Below are 18176 nucleotides of genomic sequence, written 5' to 3' on the forward strand. Positions count from 1 at the left end.
GACGGGGGCGCACACGGGGCACACAGCCCGACACCGGCGGACGGTGCTTGCCTTCCCCCCCTCACCGAACGAAACATCCCTTTCGTCGCCACCGTGCATCGAAGGGATACGCATGAGAGCCGCCCTCCTCTACTCGGCCGCCGGGTCGTTGCTGCTGAGCACCCTCGTCGGGGCCCCGGACATCAAGGATCCGGCGGGGGCGGCGGAGCGGCGCGGCGCCGCCGTGGCGGCCGCGCGGGCCAGGGCGGCCGGTGTCGACTTCGGCCCCTGCCCCGACGCGCAGGACCTGCCCGGCAGCATGCGGTGCGGCACGGTACGCGTCCCGCTGGACTACGCCCGCCCGGACGGCGAGCAGATCGAACTCTCCGTCAGCAGGGCCCGGGCCACGCGGAAGGACCCGCGCCGCGGCGGGCAGCCCGTCGGGCGGCAGGGCGCCCTGGTCTACAACCCGGGCGGGCCGGGCGCCACCGGCCTGTACTTCCCGCTGATCGGCCTGCTCCCCGAGTGGAAGCGGATCGCGGCCGCGTACGACCTCGTCGGCTATGCCCCGCGCGGGGTCGGCCGTTCGGCGCCGCTGTCGTGCACGGACCCGAAGCGGTACTTCACGGGGCCCTCGCAGTCACCGGCCCACCCCTCGGAGTCGTACAAGGAGGAACGCGTCGCACGGGCGAAGGCGTACGCGCGCGGCTGCGCCGAGCGCGTGGGCGACTCCCTGCGGCATTACCACTCCCTCAACAACGCCCGCGACCTCGACGTGCTGCGCGCCGCGCTCGGCGAGGAGCGGCTGACCTTCATGGGCTCGTCGTACGGGACGTACTTCGGTGCCCTGTACGCCACGATGTTCCCGGGGCACGTGCGGCGGATGGTGTTCGACTCGGTGGTCCACCCCGGGCCCCACCGGATCTGGTATCGCAACAACCTCGCCCAGTCGGCGGCGTTCGAGCGCCGCTGGGCGGACTTCCGGACCTGGGTCGCCCGGCACCACGGCGTGTACGGGCTGGGCGCGACCGCGCGGGAAGTGCTGCGCAGCTACCGGCGGGCGAGCGCGCGGCTGGCCGCCGAACCGGCCGGCGGGAAGGTCGGACCGGGCCAGCTGCAGGGGGCGTTCCTGCAGGCCGGGTACTACGACGACCAGTGGCCGCACCGCGCGCACGCGCTGTCGGCGTACCTCAAGGGTGACCCCAAGCCCCTGATCGAGCAGGCGGGACAGCAGCCGGAGGCGGCTGCCGAGGCGGAGAACGCACGCGCGGTGTACCTCGCCGTCGAGTGCAACGACGCCCCCTGGCCCACGGACTTCACGGTGTGGGACCGGGACAACACCCGGCTCGCGCGGATGGCGCCCTTCGAGACCTGGGACAACGTGTGGACGAACCTGCCGTGCGCCTACTGGCGGGCGCCCCGGCAGCGGCCGCTCGACGTCGGCACCGGCCCGGGCGAGCTGCCGCCGACGCTGATCCTGGCCGCCGAGCGGGACGCCGCCACCCCGTACGACGGGGCCCTCGACCTCCACCGCCGTCTCGCGGGCTCGGTCCTGGTGACGGAGCGGGACGCCGGCGCCCACGGACTGGCGGGCGGCCCGAACGGCTGCGTCAACGGCCACGTGGAGGCGTATCTGCTGGAGGGACGGCTGCCGGGCCGGCGTACGGACTGCGCCCCGCACGCCGAGCCGAAACCGACGGCCCCGGACAGGCCCGGGGCCTCGGCTCTCAGAGGCGTCCGCTGAGTCAGGCCAGCGAGGCGACCAGCTCGGCGACGTCCTTGCGGCGGCCCGTGTAGAACGGCACCTCCTCGCGGACGTGCATACGGGCCTCCGAGGCGCGCAGATGACGCATCAGGTCGACGATGCGGTACAGCTCGTCGGCCTCGAAGGCGAGGATCCACTCGTAGTCGCCGAGGGAGAACGAGGCGACGGTGTTGGCGCGCACGTCCGGGTAGCCGCGGGCCATCTTGCCGTGGTCGGCGAGCATGCGGCGGCGGTCCTCGTCGGGCAGCAGGTACCAGTCGTAGGAGCGCACGAAGGGGTAGACGCTGACGTAGTCGCGGGGCGTCTCGTCGGCGAGGAACGCCGGGATGTGCGCGCGGTTGAACTCGGCGGGACGGTGCAGCGCCATGTTCGACCAGACGGGCTCCAGGGCGCGGCCCAGCTTCGTCCGGCGGAAGAGGTTGTACGCCTCCTGCAGCGCGTCGCTGGTCTCCGCGTGCCACCAGATCATGAGGTCGGCGTCGGCACGCAGGCCCGAGACGTCGTAGGTGCCGCGGACCGTCACGTCCTTGGCGGCGAGCTGGTCGAACAGCTCCTGGACCTCGTCGGCGTACCCGGCGCGGTCCTCGGGGAGGACGTCCTTCAGCTTGAAGACGGACCAGAGCGTGTAGCGGATGACCTCGTTGAGGTCCTTGGCCAGCTTGCCCTTGTTCGGGATCCTGCCGGACTCGGGGGTAGGGGCGTCGTTGCTCATGGCCTCATTCTCCCGCTCCGCCGTGCAGGCTCTGCACCGGGTGGGCGGTGAGCTCCTGCACAGTGACCGGGTCACCGTGGACCTGGTCGACGGCGGCGTACGCGCTCGCGATGCAGGCGGGGATGCCGACGCCGTCGTACGCGGCGCCGCAGACGGCGAGGCCGGGGAGGCGGGCGATGTGCTCGCGGATGCGGGCCACGCGCGCGTGGTGGCCCACGGGGTACTGGGGCAGGCCGTCGTCCCAGCGGGTGACGCGGGTGGCGACAGGGGTGGCGTCGAGGCCCGTCGCCGCCTTCAGGTCCTGCCGGGAGACGTCGGCCAGCTCGCTGTCGTCGCGCTCGAGGATCTCCGTCTCGCCGTACCGCCCGACGGAGGTGCGCAGGACGACCAGGCCGGGGTTCTCGTCGGCGATCCAGCCCCACTTCTGCGAGGCGAACGTGGACGCCTTGATGGTGTGGCCGTCGACCGGCGGTACGAGGAAGCCGCTGCCGTCGGGCAGGGCCGTCTCGCTGCGCCGGTAGGCGAGGGTGACCAGGGCCATGGAGGCGTACTCGACGCCGTCGAGCCCGGCGGCGGCCCCGGGGCTCTCGGCGCGCAGCAGCCGGGCGGCCTCGGGGGCGGGCGCGGCGACGATCACGGCCTCCGCGAACCACTCGCGCTCACCGGAGACGACGTGCCAGCCGCCTTCCGGGGTGCGCCGCAGCCCGGTCACGGCCGTACCCGTGAGGATCTCGCCCCCGCGGGCCAGGACCGACTCCGCCACCGCGAGGGGCAGGGTGCCGACGCCGCCCCGGATGCCCATGAAGACCGGGCCGGTCTGCCGGGCCGCCGCCGCCTTGGCCTGGAGCTCGCGGACTCCCGCCGTCAGGGAGGTGTGGCTCCGGGCCACCTGGAAGAGCTGCGGGACGGCCGCACGCATGGAGATGCGGTACGCGTCACCCGCGTACACCCCGCCGAGCATGGGCTCCAGCAGGCGGTCGACGACCTCGCGGCCGAGGCGCTGCGCCACGTACTCCCCGACCGCCACGTCGTCGCCGACCTCGGTGCGGGGCAGCTCGGCGTCCCGCCCGATGCGGGCGAGGCCCTCCTCGGACAGCACCCCGGCCAGGGCGGACGCGGTGCCGGGCACGCCCATCACGTGCCCCTTGGGGAAGGGGCGCAGGGCACCGCGGGTCCACAGCGAGGCCGTCGCCGTGGCCGGGGGCTGGAGGCGGTCGGCGAGGCCCACCTCGCGGGCGAGCTCCACCGCCTCGGGGCGGCGGGCCAGCAGCGATTCGGCGCCGAGGTCCACGCGGGCGCCGGCGACCTCGCCGGGCAGCAGCTTGCCGCCGACCCGGCCGGAGGCCTCCAGCACGGTCGCCCGCGCCCCGCGGTCCAGCAACCGGTGTGCGGCGGCCAGCCCCGCGATACCCGCTCCGATGACGACGACCCGCCCTTGGATTTCGCGCATGCCCCCAGCCTCTCAGACCCCACCGACAGCGCCGCCGCGCCCCGGTGTCCTCGACGAGTCCCGACCGTGACCGCATCGGAACCGTCCCGGGCCAAACGATCGGCACCCCCCGGGCGTCGAAGAAGCGTCAGCAGAATCGACCCTCGGGGGGATGCCCGTATGCGCACACGACGATCCGTACGACACCCCGCGTCGGCCCTGGCCGCGCTCCTGGTGGCGGCCGCCCTCGCGCTCACGGGGTGCAGCGCCGGGGACGACGCGTCGGGCGGCAGCAACTCCGCCGCCGATCACGGGGCGGACGACAAGGGCGTCTCGGGCGAGGCCGCCCCCGGCGGCCCCGCGAGCGGCGCCAAGGCGACGGCGCCGCCGAAGCCCGCCGCCAGCCACATCATCCGCACGGCCTCCCTGACCGTGCGGGTCAAGGACGTCCCGAAGGCCCTGGACGAGGCCCGCACCGGCGTGGAGAACGCGGGCGGCTACGTCGGCAACGAGACCACCACCCGGGATGCCGAGGGCCATGAGCGCACCCGGGTCGTGCTGCGGGTGCCCGTCGAGAAGTACGACGAGGTCCTCGCCGGCCTGGAGGGCTCCGGCAAGCTCCTCGACCGCAGCGCGAAGGCCGAGGACGTCACCGACCAGGTCGTGGACGTGGAGAGCCGGATCAAGACGCAGCGCGCCAGCGTGGCCCGGATCCGCGAGCTGATGGACCAGGCCACCAAGCTCAGTGACGTGGTGACCCTGGAGGGCGAGCTCAGCACCCGCCAGGCCGACCTGGAGGCGCTGCTCGCCCGGCAGAAGTCCCTGGAGGACCGCACCAGCCTGGCCACCATCACCCTGTCGCTGTCCGAGACCCCGGTGAAGAAGGCGGCCGAGGACGGCGATCCCGGGTTCGTGGACGCGCTCGCGGGCGGCTGGAGCGCCTTCGTGACGATGCTGCGCTGGCTCGCGGTGGCGTTCGGCGCGGTCCTGCCGTTCGCGGCGGTGGCCGCGCTGATCGTCCTGCTGTGGCTGCGCGTCGTACGCCCCCGCCTGCCGCGCCGCCCCGCGCCGGCGCCCACGGCGACCGCGCTCGGCCCGCTGCCGACGGCCCGGCCGGCGCCGGAGTCGGCGCCGGAGTCCACGCACCCGCGACACCCGGGTGAAGGGGACTGAAGTGCCCTGCTCCCGTAGCGTGTTCGCATGAACATGAGCCGTGCACGGGAGCGACTGGTCGTCATCGGCGGTGACGCCGCGGGCATGTCCGCGGCGTCACAGGCGCGCCGCCTGAAGGGTCCCGGCGAGCTGGAGATCGTGGCGTTCGAGCGGGGCCACTTCACGTCGTACTCGGCATGCGGCATCCCCTACTGGGTCGGCGGCGACGTCACCGACCGGGACGAACTCGTCGCCCGCACCCCCGAAGAGCACCGCGCCCGGGAGATCGGCCTGCGCCTGCGCACCGAGGTGACGGAACTCGACCTGGACGGGCAGCGGGTACGCGCGCGTGACGTCGATTCCGGCGAGGAGTCCTGGACGTCGTACGACAAACTCGTGATCGCGACCGGCGCCCGGCCGATCCGGCCGGACATGCCCGGGGTCGATGCGGCCGGGGTGCACGGTGTGCAGACGCTGGACGACGGCCAGGCGCTGCTCGACACGCTGGAGGGCACGCGTGGCCGCCGCGCGGTGGTGGTCGGGGCCGGCTACATCGGCGTGGAGATGGCCGAGGCGCTCATCAAGCGCGGCTACGAGGTGACGGTCGTCAACCGGGGCAGCGAGCCGATGTCGACCCTCGACCCGGACATGGGCTGCCTGGTGCACGAGGCCATGGAGGGCCTCGGCATCACGATGGTGAACGACGCCGAGGTCACGAAGATCCTCACCGGTGACGGGGGACGGGTCAGGGCGGTCGTCACACAGGAGAGCGAGTTCCCTGCGGACGTCGTCGTGCTCGGTATCGGCGTCCGCCCCGAGACGGCCCTCGCGCGGGCCGCCGGCCTCCCCCTGGGTGCGCACGGCGGTCTGCTCACGGACCGCTCGATGCGGGTGCGCGGGCAGGAGAACGTCTGGGCCGGCGGCGACTGCGTCGAGGTCCTGGACCTGGTCTCGGGCCAGGAGCGGCACATCCCGCTCGGCACGCACGCCAACAAGCACGGCCAGGTCATCGGGACCAACGCCGGCGGCGGCTACGCCACCTTCCCGGGCGTGGTCGGTACGGCGGTCAGCAAGGTCTGCGACCTGGAGATCGCCCGCACGGGCCTGCGCGAGAAGGACGCCCACCGCGTCGGGCTCCGCTTCGAGTCCGTCACCATCGAGTCGACGAGCCGGGCGGGCTACTACCCGAACGCCTCTCCGATGACGGTCAAGATGCTCGCCGAGCACCGCACGGGCCGCCTCCTCGGCGTCCAGATCGTCGGCCGGGAGGGCGCGGGCAAGCGGGTCGACATCGCGGCCGTCGCCCTCACGGCGGGCATGACGGTGGAACAGATGACCGCCCTGGACCTCGGCTACGCCCCACCGTTCTCCCCGGTCTGGGACCCGGTCCTGGTGGCGGCGCGCAAGGCGGCGGCGAAAGTGCGCGGATCGTCGTGAGGCGGGGCGCGGCCACGCCCTCAGGGGCGCGGGGCTGCAGCGATGTGCGGCTCCGCCGCGTGGGCGCGACGAGCCACCACGCGCCCGCAGCCGCCGCCCCACCCGCACCCCTACGGCGAAACGGCCTTATGCAGTCCCGGCCGTACCGGTGATCCGGTCGATCGCCTGCCGCGCCTGCTCCGCCGGCGGCCGCGACGGCAACGAGGACACCGACGCGGCCCCGGCCGTCACCGCCGGCGGCTGCTCCCCCGCCGGCTTCGCGTGCGACGCCACCCGGGTCGACCGCAGCCGGTGGCTCACCGCCTCCTCCAGCGTCACGGGCCGCCGCAGCTGGGTCGCCAGCCGCCCCGCGTCCTGGCCTAGGCGGGCCACGTCCTCCCAGGGCAGCCGCACCACCAGTGTCAGCTCCGCCTCCCCGTCGGGCAGGGCGTGCATCGCGGGGGTCACTCGGTCGTTCATCGCCTGTTCCTCACGTCGGCCCCGCGACCCGCCTTCCCCGCGCCGCGGGCGGTTGCCGACACATACGCACGCCCGTGCGGCCGCGTTCACCGAAGCGGCCGATCGGGCCCCACGTCAGCGCGCGGTCAGCGTGTGCACGTGCTCCACGAGCCGCGTCAGCGCGTCCGGGTCCGTGGACGGCATGACGCCGTGGCCGAGGTTGAAGACGTGACCCTCGAGGTCCTTCGCCGAGTCCAGGACCTCGCGGGTCTTGGCCTCGACGGCCTCCGTCGGGGCGAACAGCACGGTCGGGTCGAGGTTGCCCTGGAGTGCCTTGCCGGGGCCGACCCGGCGGGCGGCCTCGTCCATCGGGACACGCCAGTCGACGCCCACGACGTCCGCGCCGGCCTCGCCCATGAGGCCCAGCAGCTCGCCGGTGCCGACCCCGAAGTGGATGCGCGGCACGCCGTACCCGGCGACGGCCTCGAAGACCTTCGCCGAGGCCGGCAGGACCGAGCGGCGGTAGTCGACGGGGGCCAGCGCACCGGCCCAGGAGTCGAACAACTGGACCGCCGAGGCCCCCGCCTCGATCTGCACCCTGAGGAAGGCGGCGGTGATGTCCGCGAGGCGGTCGAGCAGGTCGGCCCACAGCCCGGGGTCGCCGTACATCATCGCCTTGGCGTTCTCGTACGTACGCGAGGGGCCGCCCTCGACGAGGTAGCTGGCGAGCGTGAAGGGGGCGCCGGCGAAGCCGATGAGGGGCGTGGCGCCGAGTTCGCGGGTGAGCAGGCCGATGGCCTCGGTGACGTAGGAGACGTCCTCGGGGGTGAGGTCGCGCAGCTGCGCCAGGTCCTCCCGGGTGCGGATCGGGCGCTCGACGACCGGGCCGACGCCGGGCTTGATGTCCAGGTCGATGCCGATGGCCTTCAGCGGGACGACGATGTCGCTGAAGTAGATCGCCGCGTCCACGCCGTGCCGGCGCACCGGCTGAAGCGTGATCTCCGTGACCAGGTCGGGCCGCATGCAGGACTCGAGCATCGGGATGCCCTCGCGCACCTTCCGGTACTCCGGCAGTGAGCGCCCGGCCTGCCGCATGAACCACACCGGTGTGTGCGGCACGGGCTCGCGCCGGCAGGCCTTGAGGAAGGCGGAGTCGTATGCGGCGGACGGCTGCTGGGCCCGAGGGGCGTCGTTGGCACTCACGGGGCCAAGTTTCGCACGCCGCCGAACGGCGTGATTCAGCCCCTGGAGAGGCGCGGGGTGTCTAGCCCCGCACCCGGGCTCCGGTCCCCGTAATCTTCCCGCATGGCTGCGGCTCAGGGACGACTGTCGGACGGCGCTGGCGGAATGGACGAAGCGAAGGACACCGAGAACGACCGGCGGGAGGCGGACTCCGCCCCGCTGCCCTTCCGGGCCGCCGTCGACGCGCTCAGGGCGGCGCGGCTGCGGCCCCAGATCGAGATCGAGCCGACGCCCCCGCCCAGGCGGCTCGCTCCTCACAGTTACGCGCTGGAGGCCGCGGTCGTCGACGGTGACCAGGATCTGGCCGACGGCCGGCTGGTGCTGCTGCACGACCCGGCCGGGCACGACGCCTGGCGCGGCACGTTCCGGCTGGTGACGCTGGTGCGTGCGGAGCTGGAGCCGGAGATGGCGGCGGACCCGCTGTTGCCGGAGGTGTGCTGGTCCTGGCTGACCGGCGCGCTCCAGGCGCGCGGGCTGGCCTACGGAGAGCCGAGCGGCACGGTGACGCGCGCGAGCTCCCACTACTTCGGCGGGCTCTCCGCGCGCCCGGCCGCCTCGCAGATCGAGATCCGTGCGTCGTGGACGCCGCGCGAGGGCCTGGGCGGCGTCCCGGACACGGCCGCGCACCTGGCGGCCTGGTGCGATCTGCTCGCCCAGATCGCGGGGCTGCCCCCGGCCGTTCCCGGAGACGCCTCGGTGGTGACGCTGCCCCAGCGGCGAGGCCCGCAGTCCCGCTGACCGGCCCCTGACCGGCCCCTGACCGGCCCCTGATCGCCCTCTGACCGCCCCGCACTGATCGACCTTGTGCGGGGCGGTCAACCATGTCCGGTCGACGATCACACCTGAGTACCCCTCTTGGCCGAATCACTTTGTCGATACGGCCACTTTCAACCGCGTATCGACACAGACCGAAACCGTTCGACCTTCGAATGATCGACCGCGTGTCCGAATTGCACGGATTGTTATCACCGATTCGTGATCATTCTCTAAAGGCGGACGCGTTCGGTGCCGAAGACGACTGTGACCTTGAAAGCACGGTTCGTCCCGGCTTCACCCCCCACGAGCCGGCCCCGTCCCGCACCCCAGGAGGCCTGGTGTCCGTTCTCCTCGAGCAGCCCGCAAGCCTGGTCGCCTACCGCCCGAACAAGCCGACCGCCATGGTGGTCGTGGCCGACCCCCGCGTCCGCTCCACCGTCACCCGCCACCTGTGGGCGCTCGGTGTGCGCGACGTCATCGAGGCCTCGTCCATCGCGGAGGCTCGTCCCCGCATCGGCAACCCCCGCGACATCTGTGTCGCCGACGTCCACCTGCCGGACGGCTCCGGCCTCACGCTCCTGTCGGAGACCCGCGCCGCGGGCTGGCCCAACGGGCTCGCCCTCTCCGCCGCCGACGACATCGGCGCCGTGCGCAACGCACTCGCCGGCGGCGTGAAGGGTTACGTCGTCACCGGCACCCGTACCAACGTCGGGCTCCCCACCCGGCCGGGCGCCGCCCCCATCGGCGCCGCCGCCGCACGACTGCACCGCCGCCCCCCGGGTGCCCCGAGCCACCCGGGCGGCTACCGCGAACTGTCCGGTCGTGAGGTCGAGGTGCTGCGGCTGGTCGCGGAGGGGCAGTCGAACAAGGCGATCGGCGTCTCGATGGGCCTGTCCGCCCTGACCGTCAAGAGCCACCTCGCCCGCATCGCCCGCAAGCTCGGCACGGGCGACCGCGCGGGCATGGTCGCGGTGGCGCTGCGGACGGGGATCATCCACTGACCCGCTGCGCCGTGACCCCTCGGTGATCCCGTCTCACGTGACACGGGACCGGCCGTCGGCCCCGTCCACGCCACCCTCGGTTCGTGAACCCGCTGCTTCCCCGACATGACTGGTTTGCGACCCTCGAGCGCCCGTCGCCGGAACGTTCCGTCGGCGGGCGCTGTCCATACACGGATACCCTTGACATGTGACCGACGCCCACGACACCGCAGCAGACAGCTCACTGCGAACCACCGGAGGCGCCCCTCCGGACGACGGCGGATCTTCTGCTACGGAGGCGCCGACCCCTCTGCTGGAGCCGCGAGAGGGCATTCCGCCCGTCATCGCGGACGAGACCGCACTGGCCCGGGCGGTCGCCGCCTTCGAGGCGGGTTCCGGGCCCGTGGCCGTCGACGCCGAACGCGCGTCCGGCTACCGCTACGGGCAGCGCGCCTACCTCGTGCAGCTGCGCCGCGAGGGCGCCGGATCGGCCCTGATCGACCCCGTCGCCTGCCCCGACCTGTCCGCCCTCGGCGAGGCCCTGTCCGGCGCCGAGTGGGTGCTGCACGCCGCCACCCAGGACCTGCCCTGCCTGCGCGAGATAGGCATGGTGCCGACCCGGCTGTTCGACACGGAGCTGGCCGGGCGGCTCGCCGGGTTTCCCCGGGTCGGCCTCGGCGCGATGGTCGAGAGTGTGCTGGGCTTCGTGCTGGAGAAGGGGCACTCCGCCGTCGACTGGTCGACCCGGCCCCTGCCCGAGCCCTGGCTGCGGTACGCCGCGCTCGACGTGGAACTGCTCGTCGACCTGCGCGACGCGCTGGAGAAGGAGCTGGACCGGCAGGGCAAGCTGGAGTGGGCCCTCCAGGAGTTCGACGCGATCGCCTCGGCTCCGCCGCCCGAGCCCCGCAAGGACCCGTGGCGGCGTACGTCCGGCATGCACAAGGTGCGCCGGCGGCGGCAGCTGGCCGTCGTGCGCGAGCTGTGGCAGACCCGGGACCGGATCGCGCAGCGGCGGGACGTCTCGCCGGGCAAGGTGCTCGGGGACGCGGCCATCGTCGAGGCCGCGCTGGCGGTTCCGGCCAATGTGCACGCGCTGGCCGCGTTGAACGGTTTCGGCCACCGCGTGGGCAAGCGACAGCTGGAGCAGTGGCAGGCGGCGGTGGACCGGGCGAAGGCGCTGAGCGAGGCGCAGCTGCCGCAGCCGGGGCAGCCGGTGGCCGGCCCGCCGCCGCCGCGCGCTTGGGCCGACAAGGACCCCGCGGCCGCGGCGCGGTTGTCCGCGGCCCGGGCCGGGGTGTCGGCGCTGGCCGAGCAGCTGGGCATGCCGCAGGAGAACCTGATCACGCCGGACACGGTGCGGCGGGTGTGCTGGGAGCCTCCGGCGGTGGTGGACGCCGAGTCCGTCGCTGCGGCGCTGGCCGGGCACGGGGCCCGGCCGTGGCAGGTGGAGCAGGTGACGCCCGTTCTCGTGGAGGCGCTGTCCGTCAAGGAGGCCTAGCCGCCGTCGGGCTTCTCGTCGTACGGCGGCTGCGGGGTGGTTTTCGGCTTGTCGCGCAGTTCCCCACGCCCCTTCGGGGCACCATCACTTGGTCGCTCCCCGGGTGAAACCGTTGTAGATGAACCGCTGGAGGAACAGGAAGACGACCAAGGTCGGGACGATCACCAGGATCGCGCCCGCCGAGATCGTCTCCCAGTGGGCTCCGAACGGGCCCTTGAAGCGGAACAACGACGTCGAGATCACGCCAAGATCTTCGGACGGCATGTAGAGGAACGGGATGTAGAAGTCGTTGTAGACGGTGATCCCCTTCACGATCACGACCGTGGCGATCGCCGGCTTCAGCAGCGGGAAGATGATCCGGCGGTAGACGGTGAAGGCGCTGGCACCGTCCAGACGGGCGGACTCGTCGAGGGAGACCGGGATGGACCGGACGAACTGCAGGAAGATGTAGATCGAGACGATGTCCGTGCCCATGTAGAGGGCGATCGGCGCCCACAGGCTGTCGAACATGCCGAAGCTGTTGACGATCTGGAAGGTGGCCACCTGTGTGGTCACACCGGGGACCAGCGCGGCGAGCAGGAACAGGGCCAGGACCGCCTTGCGGAAGCGGAACCGGAAGCGGTCGATGGCGTAGGCCGTCATCGAGCCGATGAGGACCGTGCCGCCGATGGCGACGACCAGGATGATCGCCGTGTTGCCGAAGGCCGAGAGCATCCTGCCGTCCTGGAACGCCGTCACGTAGTTGTGGACGTTCAACGGGTCGTCGGGCAGTGCGAGCGCTCCGCTGCCGTCGGCCAACTCCCGCTCGGATTTGAGGGACGTCAGGAACACCGCGGCGAGCGGGAGCAGGACCACCGCGGTCGCGGCGATCAGCGACAGGTACACGAGGGCGCGGGTCACCGCGCGGGGGGTCATACGAGGTCCACCTTGTCGTCGGGGGCGAGGCGCCGCTGCACCCAGGTCACCGCCAGGACGATCAGCAACAGCACGACCGCGGCCGCCGAGGCGAGCCCCGTCTTGTTGAACTGGAACGCCAGCTTCACGGTCTGGATCACGAACGTCTCGGTGCCGGTCGCGCCGCCCGTCATGATGTACGGGATCTCGAAGACCGACAGGGAGCCCGAGATCGAGAGGATCACGGTGAGGGACAGCACCGGTCTGATGCCCGGCGCGATGATGTGGCGGAACTGGTGCCAGCGGTTCGCGCCGTCCAGTTCGGCCGCCTCGTACAGCTCCCCGGGGATCGACTGGATCGCGCCGAGGAACAGCACGAAGTTCAGGCCCAGGTAGCGCCAGACGGAGACGCCGGCCAGGGAGGTGTTCGCCGACTCCGGGGTGCCGAGCCAGGCCCGGTCGCTCTCCACGCCGAACAGGCTCAGCACCGAGTCGAGGGTGCCGCCGTCCTGGAAGAAGTAGAGGAAGACGAACCCGATCGCCACCCCGTTGATCAGGTAGGGGAAGAACAGCACGCCCTTGAAGAAGTTCCGGAAGCGGACGTCGAAGCTGAGGATCGTGGCGAAGTAGAGGGCGGCGACGATCTGGACGACGGAGGCCGCCAGGTAGTAGCCGCTGACCCAGAAGACCTCGAACAGCTCGGACCGGGTGAAGAGTTCGGTGTAGTTCTCGGCGCCCGTGTAGTGCAGTTCGGGGCTCACTCCGTCCCAGTCGGTGAAGCTGTACGCGACCATGTTGGCGATCGGTGCGTAGGTGAAGACGATCAGGAGAGTGAGCGGGGCGAGCAGGAAGAGCCAGGGGGTGGCCCCGCGCCGCAGACGTGCCGGGCGCGGGGCGGGAGCCGGGGCCGGGGCGGCGGTCGCCTGCGCGGCGGCCTCGACGGCCGCCGTCTCGGTGGCGCCCGTCATCAGGACCCCAGTGACTTCTGCGTCTCGGTCCACTTCTCGCCGAGGCCGTCCAGGAAGTCGTCCGGGTCGCCCTTCCTGGCGCCGCGGGCCAGGTCGACGAGTTCCTGACGGTAGTCGGGCTGGTAGATGCCGATCTCGGACCGGTTGTCGATGGTCTTCACCTCGGCGCCCTTGCTGTCGTCGAGTTCGAGGAGCTTGACGCCCGCCTCCTCGTACGGCTTCAGGACGCCGGGCAGCGGGGCGTCCTTGAGCGGGGACAGCGCCAGGTTGTCCTGCGCGTAGCCGGACTTCTCGGTGAACCAGTCGATCCAGGCGCGGGCGGCCTCCTTGTGTGAGGAGTTGACGTTGACGGCCTGGTTGTAGTCGGGCGACGTCACCGCGCAGAACGTGCCGTCCTTCTGGGCGGGGAAAGGCATGAACCCGATGTCGTCCGGGTCGGCGCCGGCCTGCTTCGCCGCGCCCTGCATCTGGATGACCGCCCAGGAGCCGAGCCACATGGTGGCGATCTCGCCCTTGGCCAGCTTGGGCTTGGACGCCTCCCAGTTGGTGGTCGTCGGGTCCTTCTCGACCAGCCCTTCGTGCACGATGTCGTACAGCAGGGTGTCCGCCACGCGCAGGTCGGCGCCCTCGGCCCAGGGGTTGCCCTCGGCCAGCCTGGTGGTGGCCTGCTCGTCACAGCCGACCGAGCCGTTGACGCCCGTCCACTGACTGAGCGGCCACTTGTCCTTGAAGTTGGTGTAGTAGGGGATCGCGTCGGTCTTCGACTTGATCGCCTCGAGGCCGGCGAGGAACTCGGCCGGAGTCGTGGGCCATTCGGTGACCCCGGCCTGTCTCCACACCTTCTTGTTGTAGATGAACCCCGGAAGGGCGCCGAGCGGGCTCTGGCCGTAGACCTTGCCGTCGACCGTCGTGAAGTCGGTGAAGCGGTACTTCTCGCTCCGCTCGGCCTCGCTGCCCAGCGAGGCGAAGAACCTGGGGTAGTCCTTCTTCTCGATCACCGAGGGGATCATCAGGACGTCCCCGTAGTTCTCCGTGTTCATACGGATCTTGACTTCGCCCTCGTAGTCGGTGATGCCGTCGAACTCGACCTTCACCTTGGGGTACGTCCTGTTGAACTCGGCGGCGTACTTCTTCATCGTCCCGTCCTGCACGAGGTCGGTGCGATGGGTGAGGACGGTGATGGTTCCGCTGACCTTGGCGGGATCGTCGGGCGCCTCGGCGTCGGCGCCCTTGGCGGAGCCTCCGGTGCCGGTGCAGCCGGAGGCCAGCACGGCAGCGCCCGCGACGAGGGCGAGGAGGGTACGGCGGTTCATGTGCATCAGCTCCGTTCGCTGAGGGGAACTCGGGACGGACGAGCACGTGCGGTATGGCTGGTTCGGAACTCTGACAGCGCTTGCTCAACCGGTAAAGTCCCAATTCCGCCAACGATGCGAAAGCGACACCCGACTCTTCACTGAACCGGTTAAGGGAGTGCGCATGCTGGAGGCCACACCGCTCGGCGACGGATGGATCCTGCGGCACGACTCGGACAGGCTGCCGGCCGCCGTGCCGGGGTGCGTGCACACCGACCTGATGGCGGCCGGGGTGATCCCGGACCCGTTCCTCGGCCGCAACGAGACCGAGGTGGCCTGGGTGGGGCGCCGCGACTGGACGTACGAGCGGGACCTCGACGGCTCGTCGGCGCAGGAGCAGACCGACCTGGTCTTCGACGGGCTCGACACCGTCGCCGAGATCTCCCTGGACGGGCGGCTGCTGGGCAAGGTCCGCAACATGCACCGCTCGTACCGGTTCGACGTGACGGGCCTGTCCGGGCGGCTGTCCGTGCGGTTCGTCTCGGCGTACGCGGAGGCGGAGGCCGTGCGCGGCCGGCTGGGCGAGCGGCCGGCCGCCTACGCGGAGCCCTACCAGTACCTGCGCAAGATGGCCTGCTCCTTCGGCTGGGACTGGGGGCCCACCCTGGTGACCGCCGGGATCTGGCGGCCGGTGCGCCTGGAGCGGTGGTCGACGGCCCGGATCGCCCGGGTGCGCCCCCTGGTGACCGTCGAGGAGAGCGCCGGTGTCGTCGAGCTGGCCGTGGACGTGGAGCGGACCCGGGTCGAGGCCCCCCTCGCCGTGGAGGCGACCGTCGCGGGGGTGCGGGCGCGGGCCGAGATCGAGGGGGCGGGCGGGGTCGTACGACTGCGGGTGCCGGACGCGGAGCTGTGGTGGCCGCGCGGGTATGGTGAACAGCCGTTGTACGAGGTCGAGTTGAAGCTGCTGCAGGGCGAGGACACCCTGGACGTGTGGCGGCGGCGTATCGGCTTCCGGACGGTGGACCTGGACCGGGGACCCGACGCGCACGGCACCGGTTTCACCCTCGTCGTCAACGGCGAGCGGCTCTTCGCGCGGGGCGTCAACTGGATCCCCGACGACGTCTTCCCGTCCCGGATCACCCGCGAGCGCTACCGGGAGCGCCTGGCGCAGGCGGCCGGCGCGGGCGTGGATCTCGTACGGGTCTGGGGCGGCGGGATCTACGAGAGCGAGGACTTCTACGACGCCTGCGACGAACTCGGGCTGCTGGTCTGGCAGGACTTCCCGTTCGCCTGCGCGGCCTACCCGGAGGAGCAGCCGCTGCGCGGCGAGGTGGAGGCCGAGGCGCGGGAGAACGTCGTACGGCTCATGCCGCACCCCTCGCTGGTGCTGTGGAACGGCAACAACGAGAACCTGTGGGGCTTCCGGGACTGGGAGTGGGAGCCGCGACTGGCCGGGGACTCCTGGGGCGAGGGCTACTACCTGGGCATGCTGCCGCGCGTGGTGGCCGAGCTGGACCCGACCCGGCCCTACACGGCGGGCAGCCCCTGGTCGGGGTCGTGGGACCACCACCCGAACGACCCGGCGCACGGCACCCACCACTCGTGGGAGGTGTGGAACCGGGAGGACTACGCGGACTACCGGCTGAGCGTGCCGCGTTTCGTCGCCGAGTTCGGCTGGCAGGCGCCGCCCGCGTACAGCACGCTGCGCCGGGCCCTGCCCGGGGAGGAGCTCGCGCCGGACTCCCCCGGCATGCTGCACCACCAGAAGGCCGACGACGGCAACGGCAAGCTGGAGCGGGGCCTCGCGCGGCATTTCGCCGTGCCGGAGGGCGACTTCGGCCGGTGGCACTACCTGATGCAGCTCAACCAGGCGCGGGCGATCGCGGCCGGGATCGAACACTGGCGTGCGCACTGGCCGGTGTGCGCGGGCACGATCGTCTGGCAGCTCAACGACTGCTGGCCGGTGACGTCCTGGGCGGCGATCGACGGGGACGGCCGGGAGAAGCCGCTGTACCACGAGCTGCGGCGGCTGTACGCGGACCGGTTGCCCACGTTCCTGGCGGGGGACGGCGGCCTGGAGCTGGCCGCCGTCAACCAGGCGGCCGGGGACTGGACGGGGGCGCTCACCCTGCGCCGGATGTCGGTGGCGGGCGAGGTGCTGGGGCGGACGGGTGTGAAGTTCACGGCCGGGCCACGGGCCGTGGCCCGGGTCGAGGTGCCGCGCGCGCTGACGCCGGCCGGGCCGAAGGAGTTCCTGGTCGCCGACGTGTGGGGGTCCCCCCGCTCGAGCGAAGCCGAGAGTGGGGGAGGGCTGCGGGCGGTGTACTTCCCGCTGCCGGACCGTGACGTCGCCTATCCGCAGCCCGAGTTCGATGTCGCGCTCGCCCCGGACGGCATCACCGTGACCGCTCGCACCCTGGTCCGGGACCTGCTGCTGCAGGCGGACCGGCTGGAGCCGGGGGCGCGGGCCGACCGGGGGCTCGTCACCCTGCTGCCGGGCGAAGAGGTGACCATCGGGGTGCGCGGCTGGAAGACTCCGGACGCGGAGACCGCCCGTTCGGCCCTGTACTGCGTGGAGCCCACCCGATGACGGCAACGCCACCCCCTCGCGTCACCATCAAGGACGTCGCCGCGCGCGCCGGCGTCTCGAAGGGCGCCGTGTCCCTCGCCTTCAACCACAAGCCCGGGCTCTCGGGAGCCACCCGGGACCGCATCTTCCGGGCGGCGCGCGAACTGGGCTGGGCGCCGAGCCTCACGGCGCGGACCCTGGCCGGATCACGGGTGGACGTGGTGGGCCTGGCGGTGTGCCGGCCGGCGCGGGTCCTGGGACTCGAACCCTGGTACATGGAGTTCGTCTCCGGCGTGGAGAGCGTGCTGGCCGAGCACTCCAGCTCGCTGCTGCTGAGGCTGGTGCGGAACATGGACGAGGAGGTGGGCGTCCAGGAGGCGTGGTGGCGGGCGCGGCAGATCGGCGGGTCGATCCTCGTCGACTTCCGCGCGGACGATCCGCGGGCGGCCATGACGCAGCGCCTCGGGATGCCGGCGGTCGCCGTCGGCCATCCCTCGCTCACCGGCGGGCTCACGTCGGTGTGGACGGACGACGCCACGGCCGTGGCGGAGGCGGTGCGGTATCTGGCCGCCCTCGGGCACCGCCGCATCGCCCGGGTGGGCGGGGCGGCGGACCTCGGGCACACGGCGATCCGGACGGCGGCGTTCGACGAGGCGGCGGGGGCGCTGGCGCTGGCCGGGGCGTGGCAGGTGGCGACGGACTTCTCGGGGGACGCGGGGGCGCGGGCGACGCGCTCGCTGCTGACCGCGGCACCGGCCGACCGGCCGACGGCGATCGTGTACGACAACGACATCATGGCGGTGGCGGGCCTGTCGGTGGCGGCGGAGATGGGGCTTCGGGTGCCGGAGGACGTGTCGCTGCTGGCCTGGGACGACTCGCAGCTGTGCCGGCTGACGCATCCGACGCTGTCGGCCATGAGCCATGACGTGCACGGGTTTGGAGCGGAGGTGGCCAGGACGCTGTTCTCGGTGATCACCGGGGGTGAGGGTGGGTCGCATCCTGTGCCGACTCCTGTGCTGACGCCTCGGGGGTCCACTGCGCCGCCTCGGTAGGGGCCCGTACGGG

Annotated in this window: 15 protein-coding genes; 8 read left to right on the top strand and 7 right to left on the bottom strand. The window is 72.4% G+C overall.

Annotation, left to right across the window (positions count from 1 at the left end):
* Positions 1-112 precede the first annotated feature (112 nt).
* Positions 113-1723, top strand: coding sequence for an alpha/beta hydrolase (locus tag AB0F04_RS17215; protein WP_362042336.1), 1611 nt, complete (start codon positions 113-115; stop codon positions 1721-1723).
* A 1-nt stretch (position 1724) separates the two neighbouring features.
* Here AB0F04_RS17215 and hemQ read toward each other — a convergent pair whose 3' ends face one another.
* Together hemQ and hemG are read right to left on the bottom strand one after the other, a co-directional pair.
* Positions 1725-2456 carry a hydrogen peroxide-dependent heme synthase gene (gene hemQ / locus AB0F04_RS17220; protein ID WP_362042337.1) on the bottom strand — a complete coding sequence of 244 codons (732 nt, stop codon included), beginning with the start codon at positions 2454-2456 and terminating at the stop codon, positions 1725-1727.
* Positions 2457-2460: 4 nt separating this feature from the next.
* The gene (gene hemG / locus AB0F04_RS17225) at positions 2461-3906 is read right to left on the bottom strand and encodes a protoporphyrinogen oxidase (RefSeq protein ID WP_362042339.1); all 1446 of its coding nucleotides are present in this window, start codon (positions 3904-3906) and stop codon (positions 2461-2463) included.
* Between the two features lie 159 nt (positions 3907-4065).
* Here hemG and AB0F04_RS17230 point away from each other — a divergent pair, with 159 nt between their 5' ends.
* Complete coding sequence (locus tag AB0F04_RS17230) at positions 4066-5058, top strand: DUF4349 domain-containing protein (protein ID WP_362042340.1); 993 nt, start codon at positions 4066-4068, stop codon at positions 5056-5058.
* Between the two features lie 27 nt (positions 5059-5085).
* Positions 5086-6474, top strand: coding sequence for an FAD-dependent oxidoreductase (locus AB0F04_RS17235; protein ID WP_362042342.1), 1389 nt, complete (start codon positions 5086-5088; stop codon positions 6472-6474).
* Between the two features lie 126 nt (positions 6475-6600).
* Here AB0F04_RS17235 and AB0F04_RS17240 read toward each other — a convergent pair whose 3' ends face one another.
* Both AB0F04_RS17240 and hemE read right to left on the bottom strand, forming a co-directional pair.
* Complete coding sequence (locus AB0F04_RS17240; protein ID WP_053667853.1) at positions 6601-6933, bottom strand: hypothetical protein; 333 nt, start codon at positions 6931-6933, stop codon at positions 6601-6603.
* A gap of 114 nt (positions 6934-7047) precedes the next feature.
* Positions 7048-8115: a uroporphyrinogen decarboxylase gene (gene hemE, locus AB0F04_RS17245; RefSeq protein ID WP_362042344.1), complete on the bottom strand. Its 1068-nt coding sequence runs from the start codon at positions 8113-8115 to the stop codon at positions 7048-7050.
* Positions 8116-8217: 102 nt separating this feature from the next.
* Here hemE and AB0F04_RS17250 point away from each other — a divergent pair, with 102 nt between their 5' ends.
* The 3 genes from AB0F04_RS17250 to AB0F04_RS17260 all read left to right on the top strand — a co-directional run bounded on the left by AB0F04_RS17250 (position 8218) and on the right by AB0F04_RS17260 (position 11388).
* On the top strand, positions 8218-8892 hold the full coding sequence (locus AB0F04_RS17250; protein ID WP_362042345.1) for a DUF3000 domain-containing protein: 675 nt from the start codon (positions 8218-8220) through the stop codon (positions 8890-8892).
* Positions 8893-9248: 356 nt separating this feature from the next.
* Positions 9249-9911, top strand: coding sequence for a response regulator transcription factor (locus AB0F04_RS17255; protein WP_003993737.1), 663 nt, complete (start codon positions 9249-9251; stop codon positions 9909-9911).
* A 187-nt stretch (positions 9912-10098) separates the two neighbouring features.
* On the top strand, positions 10099-11388 hold the full coding sequence (locus AB0F04_RS17260) for a ribonuclease D (RefSeq protein ID WP_362042347.1): 1290 nt from the start codon (positions 10099-10101) through the stop codon (positions 11386-11388).
* 84 nt (positions 11389-11472) lie between these two features.
* On the opposite strand, the gene AB0F04_RS17265 is transcribed toward AB0F04_RS17260, so the two are convergent.
* Genes AB0F04_RS17265 through AB0F04_RS17275 form a run of 3 tightly spaced genes read right to left on the bottom strand, consistent with a single transcriptional unit; the run spans position 11473 to position 14563 of the window.
* The gene (locus AB0F04_RS17265; RefSeq protein ID WP_362042348.1) at positions 11473-12303 is read right to left on the bottom strand and encodes a carbohydrate ABC transporter permease; all 831 of its coding nucleotides are present in this window, start codon (positions 12301-12303) and stop codon (positions 11473-11475) included.
* Complete coding sequence (locus AB0F04_RS17270; protein WP_362042349.1) at positions 12300-13250, bottom strand: sugar ABC transporter permease; 951 nt, start codon at positions 13248-13250, stop codon at positions 12300-12302. Before AB0F04_RS17270 ends, AB0F04_RS17265 begins: the two co-directional genes overlap by 4 nt.
* A complete protein-coding gene (locus AB0F04_RS17275) occupies positions 13250-14563 on the bottom strand; it encodes an ABC transporter substrate-binding protein (protein ID WP_362042351.1) in 1314 nt (437 codons plus the stop codon). Before AB0F04_RS17275 ends, AB0F04_RS17270 begins: the two co-directional genes overlap by 1 nt.
* Before the next feature lie 163 nt (positions 14564-14726).
* Here AB0F04_RS17275 and AB0F04_RS17280 point away from each other — a divergent pair, with 163 nt between their 5' ends.
* Together AB0F04_RS17280 and AB0F04_RS17285 are read left to right on the top strand one after the other, a co-directional pair.
* Entirely contained in the window at positions 14727-17132 is a 2406-nt protein-coding gene (locus AB0F04_RS17280; RefSeq protein WP_362042353.1) for a glycoside hydrolase family 2 protein, read from the top strand.
* A complete protein-coding gene (locus AB0F04_RS17285; protein ID WP_362042355.1) occupies positions 17129-18163 on the top strand; it encodes a LacI family DNA-binding transcriptional regulator in 1035 nt (344 codons plus the stop codon). The genes AB0F04_RS17280 and AB0F04_RS17285 overlap by 4 nt, the downstream gene beginning before the upstream one ends.
* Positions 18164-18176: the final 13 nt, after the last annotated feature.

It is taken from the genome of Streptomyces sp. NPDC029041, from assembly GCF_040637515.1.
Taxonomy (GTDB): Bacteria; Actinomycetota; Actinomycetes; order Streptomycetales; family Streptomycetaceae; genus Streptomyces.